At 41.4% G+C, this 11,802-nt stretch carries 13 protein-coding genes and 1 riboswitch; of the genes, 1 reads left to right on the top strand and 12 read right to left on the bottom strand.

The genetic code is table 11. The annotated features are described in order from the left end of the window. Positions 1–58 precede the first annotated feature (58 nt). Complete coding sequence (gene nudC / locus Xsze_RS06105; protein ID WP_038237844.1) at positions 59–829, bottom strand: NAD(+) diphosphatase; 771 nt, start codon at positions 827–829, stop codon at positions 59–61. A gap of 138 nt (positions 830–967) precedes the next feature. Between nudC and Xsze_RS06100 the strand changes: the two genes are divergently transcribed. Next, positions 968–1,681 carry an HAD family hydrolase gene (locus Xsze_RS06100; RefSeq protein WP_051462389.1) on the top strand — a complete coding sequence of 238 codons (714 nt, stop codon included), beginning with the start codon at positions 968–970 and terminating at the stop codon, positions 1,679–1,681. A 189-nt stretch (positions 1,682–1,870) separates the two neighbouring features. On the opposite strand, the gene cspG is transcribed toward Xsze_RS06100, so the two are convergent. From cspG to Xsze_RS06045, 11 genes are all read right to left on the bottom strand, one after another. Next, positions 1,871–2,089 (bottom strand): cold shock protein CspG, encoded by a 219-nt coding sequence (gene cspG / locus Xsze_RS06095; RefSeq protein WP_038237847.1) that lies wholly within the window; start codon positions 2,087–2,089, stop codon positions 1,871–1,873. A gap of 365 nt (positions 2,090–2,454) precedes the next feature. Further along, entirely contained in the window at positions 2,455–3,693 is a 1,239-nt protein-coding gene (gene bcmE / locus Xsze_RS06090) for a thiamine pyridinylase (protein WP_141557235.1), read from the bottom strand. Between the two features lie 26 nt (positions 3,694–3,719). After that, on the bottom strand, positions 3,720–4,703 hold the full coding sequence (locus Xsze_RS06085; protein WP_051462390.1) for a DMT family transporter: 984 nt from the start codon (positions 4,701–4,703) through the stop codon (positions 3,720–3,722). Between the two features lie 63 nt (positions 4,704–4,766). Next, positions 4,767–5,486, bottom strand: a complete 720-nt coding sequence (locus Xsze_RS06080) for a class I SAM-dependent methyltransferase (RefSeq protein WP_038237856.1) — start codon at positions 5,484–5,486, stop codon at positions 4,767–4,769. Positions 5,487–5,542: 56 nt separating this feature from the next. Further along, the gene (locus Xsze_RS06075; RefSeq protein WP_038237859.1) at positions 5,543–6,508 is read right to left on the bottom strand and encodes a thymidylate synthase; all 966 of its coding nucleotides are present in this window, start codon (positions 6,506–6,508) and stop codon (positions 5,543–5,545) included. Next, positions 6,495–6,962 (bottom strand): nucleoside 2-deoxyribosyltransferase, encoded by a 468-nt coding sequence (locus Xsze_RS06070; protein WP_038237862.1) that lies wholly within the window; start codon positions 6,960–6,962, stop codon positions 6,495–6,497. Before Xsze_RS06070 ends, Xsze_RS06075 begins: the two co-directional genes overlap by 14 nt. A 14-nt stretch (positions 6,963–6,976) precedes the next feature. Next, positions 6,977–7,438 carry an NUDIX hydrolase gene (locus Xsze_RS06065; protein ID WP_038237865.1) on the bottom strand — a complete coding sequence of 154 codons (462 nt, stop codon included), beginning with the start codon at positions 7,436–7,438 and terminating at the stop codon, positions 6,977–6,979. Between the two features lie 63 nt (positions 7,439–7,501). Beyond that, a complete protein-coding gene (locus tag Xsze_RS06060) occupies positions 7,502–8,485 on the bottom strand; it encodes a HesA/MoeB/ThiF family protein (protein WP_038237868.1) in 984 nt (327 codons plus the stop codon). Positions 8,486–8,653: 168 nt separating this feature from the next. Beyond that, entirely contained in the window at positions 8,654–9,427 is a 774-nt protein-coding gene (locus Xsze_RS06055) for a thiazole synthase (protein ID WP_038237870.1), read from the bottom strand. A gap of 1 nt (position 9,428) precedes the next feature. Beyond that, positions 9,429–9,626: a sulfur carrier protein ThiS gene (gene thiS, locus Xsze_RS06050; RefSeq protein ID WP_038237871.1), complete on the bottom strand. Its 198-nt coding sequence runs from the start codon at positions 9,624–9,626 to the stop codon at positions 9,429–9,431. Beyond that, on the bottom strand, positions 9,610–10,623 hold the full coding sequence (locus Xsze_RS06045; protein WP_209435278.1) for an FAD-dependent oxidoreductase: 1,014 nt from the start codon (positions 10,621–10,623) through the stop codon (positions 9,610–9,612). The genes thiS and Xsze_RS06045 overlap by 17 nt, the downstream gene beginning before the upstream one ends. A 1,046-nt stretch (positions 10,624–11,669) precedes the next feature. After that, a riboswitch (TPP riboswitch) is annotated at positions 11,670–11,794 on the top strand. The last annotated feature ends 8 nt before the right edge of the window (positions 11,795–11,802 follow it).

The raw sequence follows: 11,802 nt of genomic DNA, 5'->3' as shown, positions 1-11,802 counted from the left end.
AACATAATATTAAGAGCCGCGCCTTAAAAAAACAGCACAACACATCAGACAATGAGCGTCACTGCTGACGGCATAATGCCACTGTATCTTCAATTAAGCGGCGGGAAATCGTATCAGAAGAGGGAATTAAAGGCAGGTTGTCGTAGTGATACCAATCAGCGCAGATAAGTTCAACCGGATCAACGACGATTTCGCCACTGTCATAATCAGCCAGAAACCCCACCATCATTGAATTCGGGAAAGGCCACGGCTGGGAAGCGACATAACGCAGGTTACGGATCTTAATTCCGCTCTCTTCCATCACTTCACGGTGCACCGCTTCTTCCAATGTTTCACCCACCTCAACAAATCCGGCAAGCACACTGTACATGCCGTTTTTATTGCGCTGGTGCTGCGCCAGCAAAATATGGTCATCGCGGCGAATGCCAACAATAATGCTGGGAGCGATCTGTGGATAGTAACGCTCTTCGCAGTGGCCGCACAAACAGGCCCATTCATACTGACTATGCTCCATTTCATGGCCACAATAACCGCAAAAATGATGTGAGCGATAAAATTCAGCCAACTGAACACCGCGTCCTACTAATTGAAACAATTTAGTATCCCGATCTGCGAGCAGACGAGGAGAAGACATCCCTGACGCCATTTTCTGACGGATCAACCAAACGGTTTCTCCCTCCCATTCGCCAATAGGTTGCGCGATATGCCCTTGCAATGACCATTGACTGGCAGTACCTAACGGCAGCTCACCTTGTGGCAGCCAAACACGATTCTCAAGACTGACAATCCACCAGCCTCGTTCTATACCGGTTAATTTCTGTTGCATCATCTGTAATCTGTTCCATCATGGGTTATGCCATCGTCTTTGTGACATCTATTCAAATTCAGCATACCCTTTTCATTATCTCCCGTCTGCCATCTGTTAAATTAACCGAATTCATAAATATTCATCGAAGGAATAGCCGATATGTCACCGCGAATTGCTGTATTTGATCTGGACGAGACTCTGATTTGTGGAGACTCCAGTCAGCTATGGACCCAATATTTATGGGAGAAAAAAATCATTACTGACCCCTGTTTCATTGAAGCCGATCAGCAGATGATGACTGATTACCATGCAGGTAAGCTGGATATGCACAAATATCTGGCATTCAGCTTACAAGCCCTGCATCAAGTTCCCCATGAACAGGTAGACATCTGGCTCAGTGATTTTGTCGACAATAAAATCCGCCCCCTGCTTTATCCCGCCGCCCGGCGGCAACTGGAAATTTACCGACAACAACACGTTCCCATCATTATTATTTCCGCCACCGTTGCATTTGTCGTGAAAAAAATTGCGGCGGCATTTGGCGTACAAACCGCGCTGGGGATTGATATGATAATGGAAAATGGTTGTTATACCGGCAAGATTCAGGGAACCCCAACCTTCCGTGACGGAAAAGTCATTCGCTTACAACAATGGCTGACAGAACAGAATTTATTGCCGCAACACATCCTTTTCTATACCGATTCCGCGAATGATTTACCGATGTGCTTATTTGCCAATGAAATCTTTACCGTAAATCCGGATAAACACCTGCAAACAATAGCCAGTACACATGGCTGGAAACAGCTAAATTGGACATTAGAACAGTCATTGTTTGAAATTGAGGGCAACCGTTCAGACAAAGTTCAGAATTGATAATGCAATCAGAGTGAAATGTTTTAGCAAATGGAAGGGATTGTGCGCTGCTGACTTATTATATTGATTTCAGTGGCCGATCGGTTTTATCCATATCGGCCACTGAAAATATTCTGACATTCCTTCACCCTGTCCACTCGGGCCGGAGGCCGTTTTCGTTATCGCAAGGGAAGGAATTCAGGAAAGATTTTACGCTGTAACAGGTACAACGTTTGCTGCTGCCGGGCCTTTGGCGCCTTTCTCGATAGTGAACTCGACTTTCTGACCTTCATCCAAAGTGCGATATTCATTACTCTGAATCGCAGAGAAGTGTACAAACACATCTTTGCTCCCGTCAGAAGGGGAAATGAAGCCAAAACCTTTATCCGCATTAAACCATTTTACTAAACCAGTCATTTTATTAGACATGTGATATTACCTTTAATTGAGCCTTTTTAGGCGAACATGGCCTGTTTTACAGAAACTACTTAGCACTTAATGGAGGTACTCAAAAGAAAGGGATATCTGGGATAACGCCTGAGGATGAGAACTGCTTTAATAAACTGCTTTGTATGAGGTCTGTCTTTCAAACCGACGCCGCTATTAACTCATGAGTTCAAATATTAATCAAGATATATTTTAGCCATCCAGATGGATATCTTGACTGAACGACATGTTCAACAGGCATTCAGAATGTGAATCAACTGCCTTACTCCCCGCATTCACAGGGAGTAAAGCACTGTCATGAACTCAATACCCGATGACGACAAAACAGGGCAACTGCGCAAGAATATCTAGGGCAATATTTCACAGGAAAAATCATTCCTTATGGCTGATGTCAGGTGTGTGTGTATTTGATTTATCCAAGTCTTACTTTGAGCATTCATGGTAAAAAGTACCGGGGAACTGTTTTCAACCAGCATTTGCATTTTGTGATAAATGGGGTATTCATTTCCCAATGCAACGAAAGTTGATTTCCGAACGGGCATCAGATATTGGGGATTGGATTCAGGGCCTTGCAACGCACCTGAAACAGGCTTTGAGGCTGACACCATATAATCTTTTGATGCCATCACATTTGCGAGTTCTTTAATTTTTGAGAGTTCGTTGTCCGTTCTGTTTTTTTTCGGGTAAATTCCGATAATATCCGCGTAAAATAGCGTGTTTCTTTCAGTATTATCTGAGAACGGCATGGCCTTGAAAGCAATATTATCCAGAGTTGAATGGCTCAGGACAGCCAGTGATTCCGTGAAACCAACAAACGCTCTGCCATGACCTTCTTCAAACCATTTACCATGCTGGTAACTCGCCGTTTTCTTGGTCGAATTCTCATGGCTGGACATTTCCATAATGGATCTTAAATTTGTTATTGCTTCAGCATGTAACTCAGCCGGGCTGGAGGGCAAATTGATCGGCATTTGATTATAGAGGCTATAAACAGCCTGTAAATACAGACTTGCATTTGTCGTTGAACTTCTCATGCTAATCATTAACCCCGTTCTGTCGGGTGGAATTTGCCCTGTATATTGGCAGGACTTTAATGCCGTTTTTAATTGGGTCAGTGTTTGAGCCTTATGTATATCGGTATCATTAACATCATAAAATAACATATGGGCACACCCCAATTGAGGAATTCCCCAATAAGATCCCGCATCTGCGACTTTAATTCCCTTTACTGCATAATCAAAGTAATCGTCGAAATCATCAATATCCGATTTTCCAAGAGGCAATAGCCAACCACGACTGGCGAAATAATTTGTATGAATTGCATCAAAAATATAAACGTCTAATTGTTCTGATGGAAGGGTATCATAACCGCCATCCCAAACTTTTTCAGAAACAAAAATGAGATGATCATCCGGATATTTTTGTTTCCAAATTTTAGTCAGTTCAGTCTGGAACTGCTCTACGCGCGGCACCCAAGGATACAAGCCGACATGAATATCTTGAGCAAATGCGGCGCCAATCATCACAAAAGAAACAAACCAAGATACAATAAAATATTTAATTTGGTTGGGTTTTAAAACATTCATATTTGTTTCCTTACAATTGAAAGTCATTAATCTTTTATGTCATTCAATGTTGTTTTTATAAGATTCACTAAAAATGGCCAGCTTGCTGACAGAACAACTAAAGCCATCCCTGAAAAATGATAATGACTGAATGGCTCTGACAATATGACAACTGCCATTACCGCTGTAGCAACAGGGCCAAATGCTCCCATGACGGCAACCTGATTAGCACCAATATAATCAATGGCTTTACTCAGGATAAAAGAAGGGGCGACAGTACAAGCTAAAGCGAGCGTCAAAGAAAGTAATAATACCTGTGGAGTTAACTTGATGTTTTTCCATTCTCCTTCTGCTAAAAAATGAATAAAAACACAAATACTTGCAGCTCCCATTGCAATACTCGTGAACATGGCACTCGGCATCTGAGATATCTGCTGTTTACTAAAAACCATATAACAGGCAAAAGCCAAAGAACTGCCTACGGCGTATGCTGAGCCAAATAAAACGCCGGAAGTGTCTCCTAAATTGAGTTCATAGGATAAAAGCAAAATTATCCCGCTATAACTTAAAGAAAGCGTTAACCACATCCCTTTTTTGAACGTTTCCTTAAATAAAAGCCAGTTTATAAAACAAACAAACATGGGATAAGTAAATGACACTAAGCCGGAAAGTTGTGCGCTGATATAATGCAGGCTTTGCAGATCAAAAAAGCTCGATAAATAGTAACCAATGACACCGATAAAACAGCATAAATACCAATTAGATTTAATGGAATGCGTCTGTTCAGACGTGAGCTTTGTATAAATCATGATTCCAATGAGGATGTAAATTGGCAATATAAAGAATATCCTGAGAGCCATGACACTGATACTATCAATACCCTGTTGGTACATGATTTTCACGAGGATGCCTTTAAGGGAATATAAACATGTTGCTATTACGGCGAGTAATAAACCGAAAACATATCGGTTGGATTTCAATTTATTTAAACTCACTAACGCCATCTTACAATTACCTTCAAAACGGATCATGTGGAATTCCTCACTGGCATTTTAATGACAAGTCAGGAATTCCATGGGCCAGATAGGGAACATCTAGCATTTTATTGCTTTGAACATGACGAAAGGCGGGTGATTTTGTGCATCACCAATATCCTTATCACTTTCATTATCACAGTGTTCAAAAAGTTCAATATTTTTGAATCCTGCCTCATTCAAAATCGCATAATAAGTCTCTTTATGCCAACATGTATCTAAAATTTTAAAAACACTTCCGCCAGGCATATTTAAATAAACAGGTTTTGATTCTCCATCACTGTACTGCTTACCTTGTTCTCCATTAATAAAAGAACTGAATTTAATTCCCGATGAGTCCGGGTTAGTGTCTAATATATAAAAAATGCCATTATTTTTCAGTGTCCGGTAAATTTCCTTGGCAATGTTTAAAAGCATCGATTTTTCAGTGACATTAATCAAAACATAACAGCTTATCGCTGCATCGAAAGTCCCATCACTGAAATCAAGGACCCCGCTTCTGATTTGATGATAAGAACTATTGCCACGATCAATGTGGCTGGAAGCCTTATCCACCATCGTTTGTGAAATATCAACCCCCGTCACTTTTCTTATTCCTTTAGCCACTAATCGGCGAGAAACTTTTCCACCTCCGCAACCGTAATCAAGAACAGATATATCTTGTCCCAGACTCTCTTTCATGTTTTCAATTAATGGAGTGTAGCCAAGTCGTTCTTCTAAGTAATCATCATATTGATCAAATAAATGTGAAACTTCCTTTTTCATCCAATTAGTATTCATTTATCACCTCTCATTAATATATATGTGTCATAATCACTAAAAAGGATAAAGCGTACCTAACTTATTTTATTCAGTAAAAAAGAACGGTGAAATGGAAGAATACTTTCAATTAATCTATCCGGAACACTCTTTTCATTTTTTAAATAATCATTCACTTTAAAAAGACGGAGGATCTCTATCCAGTATTCATCTAATGGAAGCTGATTTATATCATCCAAAGAAAATTCAGAGTGATGAATTTTCTTTTCGTATTCTAATACCTTGGAGATCACTGAAAAGTCTGACTTAGGCATGACCGGCGGTGGATAAGTTGTCTCAAATGTTTCGAATCGATTATCCAATATAGATTGAACTTTCTTTTGATTGTGCTGATATATATGAATTGAACCTACATTATGGGTATATTGGCCTACTTCACAATCGAGCATAGATGCAATGAATTCCTGGATGAATGTGAATGAAAAGATGTCACCCAACATTCCTATATAGGCATCATTGGCCCTCATATAGGCAACCATATGTAATTTTCCTGCGCGCAAGAGTAATTGCAGCCCCAAGGTGCATGAGACATCTATATTGGTTTTATAAATATCTTCGTCTGCACTGAATATTTGAAGAAAGACTCTTTTGCTATCCGCATCGTCATTTTTGATAATATCAACAGCCCTGGAAATTTGGTTAAGGTCACTCTCTCCAAAATGCAATAACTTAAGACCATAACCAGTACCAGGCAGCGTTTTTCCATCAGCAGAATACTTGGCTATAGAAGGGGCATAACGGGATATAAATTCAAGATCATTCTTCCCTGAGAGATACCATAACGCTTCAGCATAGTTGAAAATAATGTTTTGCTTTCTCATCGGGTGAAAGCAATATCTTGATAATGGATTCGTCAGTTTACAACTGAAACCAATAATTTCGCGTTCAAAATATCCACGAGGGCTATTTTCAAATTCGTAATGATGATTAACCCGCTCCAGTGTTGAGAGATATAATTCATCAAATGTATCAAACCGGCTCATGAATACCCTCGGATTCTTCAATTAACGCTTCTATTTGAGGGATATCGACGCCTGCGTTCTTATTGTAACGCAGAGTCTTAACCGAAGTGATTTCACCCAGCCCTTGCACTAAAAACGCGTATTCTTCGTTTTCTTCAAGCAAAAGTATGACAGGCTTTTTCATGCTTGATGCCCAACCCATTTCAATGTGCGTGCCTGGTGAAGCCGGGACACCAGGAAAAGCAACGAAATAGTCACACTGACTGATTTCTTCATAATCAATAAATGTGCATTCAGCCGGTGTCATAAACTCACGCCCCCATTTTTCGCGTTTATGGGCGCAGTGTACTGACCATCCTCTCTCTTCAAAGTATTCGATAATATTCTGGAATTGATTGATATATTGATGCGGCATGACATGAGTATCGGGGTCCACTAATGATTTAAATGGCCCTGCTAGAAACATTTTTTTCATCTATAAAGCCTTATTCAAAAGTTAATGGGTCTGTTTTTTATTACAGCTTCAGCTTGCTGAGCAACAGTTGCAACATGATCAATCAGAGTTTCTGACTGGTTATAAATATCGATGAAACTTATCCATCGGCATTCCAGCGCATCATCTCCGGCAACAGGTATTCCCGATAAATAACGGCAGAGAAGTGGAACTAATATGAAATGATGGTGGATACCATCACTATCAAATTCATTAACCTCAACGACAGGAAGCGTTGTTTCTACCGTAGCAACTAATTGTGTTTCTTCTTTAAGCTCTCGTAAGGCTCCGTCATGTAAACTTTCACCGGGCAGTACAGAGCCGCCAGGAAACCCCCAACCCAATCTCTGGGGTTGTTTTTTCCTTTTCACCAATAAGAGCTGGTCATCACGATATACAATGGCCAACGTAGCAACTTTAGGCTCAGAAAGCTTTTTTTGGCCTTCATTTGCTTTCATAACTAACTCCACCTTTATGGCTGTCTTTTAATGACTGTCATTATGACACTTCAGTTTTTATTCTTATTTGAGTCCGACACTTGCCAGCGCGATGAGTGCGATATCTCCATCCCAATAATTGCGAAGATTTTTTGCTGCATTCCATGCACGCAAGCCAGATCGGCATGCAAAAACAGTTCGTTTCCCTGCTGCGGGAGTGAATCTCCCATCACAGAACATATCAACTGACATCCTCAGGGCATCAGGATGAACGGGATCAGGTGCTTCATCTTCACCCCGAAGATCGATAATCACATCTTCGGAATTGAGCGATGATGCAGAAATAAAATGAAACAGGGCAGATTTTGGTTCTTCCGCATTATCAAAGCGAAAACTTGAAAATGAGTACTTTTCTAAATCAATGGAGATCATTTGCCCTAAAGGTGATGGAGATAAATGCAGTAAAACCCCGATACTCATTTGCGCTTGTAAAATTCCCATCATGGCGACAACAGGCCCCAGAATACCCGCAGTCGCACAAGTCGCCATATTATTGGGAATATCCGGAAAAACAGCCCTGAGAGAAGGAGCAGAAGCACAAAACCCGCCGACATAACCACTAAGAGCCAGTGCCGATGCAGAGATAAGCGGTTTCCCTAACTGTGAGCAAGCATCTGACAGCATATAACTTACCGCATAGTTATCAGCACAATCCAAAGCAATATCGGCTTGGCCCACTAACAAATGAGCATTGTCCGGATTTAATGTCGCCACATGTGGAATAACCTGGATATCCGCATTAAGTGCTTCCAGCACTTTTTTTGCTGCATCAACTTTTGTCAGGCCAACCAAATTCTCATTGTAAAGCGGTTGTCGATGTAAGTTGGTCAGTTCCACCGTGTCAGGATCAACGATAACTAAAGTACCAACGCCAGCACTGCATAAATATTGAAGTACCGGTGAACCAAGACCACCGGCTCCAACCACTAAAACCGTCGCGCCAGAAAGCTTTGCTTGCCCGCTTTTTCCTACTTGTGGCAATATTTGTTGCCTCTCATAACGATTCAATATGCTGCCCCCTTGTTATCGTGAGCCACGCTGATCTGATTTCGCTTTTTCTGATTTTTCCTGCCCAAGGCGTGTAAAGTCACCCCTGCCTCAATAACGATTGTCCCATCCGGCCCTCACTATCAACAGTGAAAGACAGTGCAACAATGAGGCACAATGGCGCGGGTTTCATACTAAATAAGCCTTACCGAATACCGGTGTAGAAGGTGCCGCCATATCTCTCTTCTCAATGGGTTTAGCCAGATAACAAAGCCGGCCGGCTTCAACGGCATTGGCAAAAGCCTGAGCCATCATGACTGGATCACCAGCACGCGCTACCGCTGTATTCAACAACACCATGTCATAGCCAAGTTCTATGGCCGCTGCGGCATGCGAAGGCAAGCCTATTCCCGCATCGACAACTAAAGGAATGTCAGGGAAATGCGCGCGAAGCGTTTTCAGCCCATAGATATTATTGAGCCCCCGTCCCGATCCGATAGGTGCTCCCCAAGGCATCAGAATCTCGCAACCCACTTGTAACAATTTTTCTGCAACAGAGAGATCTTCTGTACAATAGGGAAAAACTTTAAAGCCATCGGAACACAAGATCTTTGCCGCTTCAGCAAGCGCGTAAACATCAGGTTGTAACGTGTCTTCGTTAGCAATAACTTCTAACTTTATCCAATCTGTACCAAAAATTTCTCTTGCCATAGCTGCCGTTGTCACGGCTTCTTTTACGGTATGGCAGCCCGCTGTGTTGGGGAGCACCCGGACATTTAATTCCTTAATTAATGACCAAAAGCTTTGTCCGGACCGGTTTTTCCCAGATTCACGGCGAAGGGATACCGTGACAATGTCAACCTTAGAGGCCTTAACCGCTTCTGATAAGATAGCCAACGATGGGTATTGGGATGTTCCAAGCATCAAGCGGCTATTAAGTTCTGTATCGTATATTTTTAGCACATCAGCCTCCTTGCATTGGCGCTAAAACTTCAATCTTATCTGAATCTTTTATTGCAAATTCATCACGCTTTTCAGTACTTACAAAATTGCCGTTGACGGCGGTAACCAAAACCATATTGTCATACCCAAGCTCTGTAAGAATTTGCCCTAATCGGGTAGTTGATACGGAGGCTTCTAAGCCATTAACGAAGATATTCATCAATTGACTCCGGAATATGAGATCCTTCAAAAACAACGTTTGCAGCCATTTGTGCCATTGAAGGAGACAATAAAAACCCGTGACGATAGAGACCATTCACGCAAAGAACCTGATCTTTCCAATAAACACGGGGAGTGTTATCTGGGAATGCCGGTCTCGCATCGACGCCTATTTCTACAATTTCAGCTTCACTAAAACCGGGATGAAGGGCGAATGTTGAGCCAAGCAGTTCGAACACAGATCGCGCTGAAATTCGCTCGCGCTCTTCATTTTCAATCATGGTGGCACCAACCATGTAAAGCCCGTCACCACGCGGAACTAAGTACAACGGTATTCTGGGATGCAGCAGTCGAATGGATCTATTGATTTTTACGTCATTACTGTGAATCAAGAGCATTTCACCTTTGACTCCACGTAATGTTTTTAAGATATCGCGCGCTTCCAAACCCCGGCAATCGACAACTAAATCTGTGCCTTTCACATGATTAATCTTCACTTCGCTGTTGAATACAAATTCAACACCGAGCCTCTCCAATTCTTGCGATAATTGTATGATTGCCTTACGGGGGTTGAGGAAGGCTTCATCTTTAAAAAAAAGCCCCTTATGAAAATGATCGGCAAGATCTGGCTCAAGTGCTGCAATGTGTTCCGCATTAACGTGCTCGTAATTTTCAGTTTTGTTAGCAAATGTTTTCAGCTCAGAAACATCACGCCCTAAAGCAAGCACAAGAGTGCCAGATGAAATTACGGTATCGGTATGATTTTTCCACCAATCGATGGCGCGTTGCCCTAATTTTACGACCGCAGGCTCTGCACTCTCACCTTCACACCATGGCGCCAACATACCGCCTGCCCACCAAGAACATGCCTTGTCGCCTATCTTAGACCCACGTTCAAGAATTCGGACATTTGCTCCCCTTGCAACGAACTCAGCAGCGCAAGTCAGACCCGCAACCCCAGCCCCTATGATTGTAATATGCATAGCTTTCCATTCCATTAGAGGTTTCAATTAAGCGTGTATTTCTAGGTATATATACCTGTCGTCTTTCAAGTTGCCTCTTTGTTGGCTGCGTTCCTTCACTCCGGTCACCGTTTTTATAAACATACGGTTATCTATGCGCCCGGAGATGATGAGAGGCCCCTGCCTCTTGATCTTTGGCCAGCCTTTGGCTGTTCAAATTCGTTCCCGGCGAATTTGTCATTCCCTTGCCGCCGCGACGCATCTTGAAATACATAGGGTATAGTCATATCCTTAAAACGTTAGTTTCGACAAGCAACGATCCTTTCGATTCTAATTCTGGGAAACATTTTAAAACATGTTATGGAGATAAATAAAAACGAAAACAACTAATCAGATATTTTAAATACCTATTGAGTGTTTATTAATTTTATTTTCACCTGAATGGAACTGGAGTTTCTAAATGGATTTTCATAATAGTAATGCATGCAGATAATACATCCTATATATACCACCCTGCACAATATATGAAAACGAATTACATTTTTTAATATTCTTTATCACCTGAGCATACAGCAAATTGAATATAACCATGGCATAAACCAATCCATATGTATATGGGAATTGTCTATATATTGATTTCAGTCACAGTATTTATTTTTCAGCCATTACAATAACGTGTTTAACTTATTATGCGAATAAAAAACTTTCAATGTATACACCAATAATTTTTCATTCATGATCTGCCGTTGAAATTATTTCAACCTGATTACATCACTATTTTTATATATCACAAGAATCAAACAACCCGTTATTTAACGATGACAATGATGATTGCACAATACGTCAATAGTGATAGATAGATAAACTCCATTCATCAGCAGAATAATTTACAAAACTTTCTGCCAACAAAATCTGATACAGGTATGCTGACTGCCAGAATAGGCGGTAACTTCACTTTCATTGATTAATGTAAAAACAACAGGTTAATCACTCATTCAAAGAAAAACCAGACAAAAATCCCCAAAAAATCCCCCGATTTTTAATGAGAGATTTATATCGGAAAAATGGCTATACTCTGGGGTGCTTTCTTGTCGGAGTGCCTAGTGTTCAGCGTATATCAAGGTGAACACGGGCTGAGACCGTTTATTCGGGATCCGCAGAACCTGATCGGGTTAATACCCGCGAAGGGAACAAGAGTAATCACTTCGCTGCCAG

Source organism: Xenorhabdus szentirmaii DSM 16338 (assembly GCF_002632585.1).
Taxonomy (GTDB): Bacteria; Pseudomonadota; Gammaproteobacteria; order Enterobacterales; family Enterobacteriaceae; genus Xenorhabdus; species Xenorhabdus szentirmaii.
Note: the sequence above shows the minus strand (reverse complement) of the source record. Positions and strands in the feature narration are given on the sequence as shown.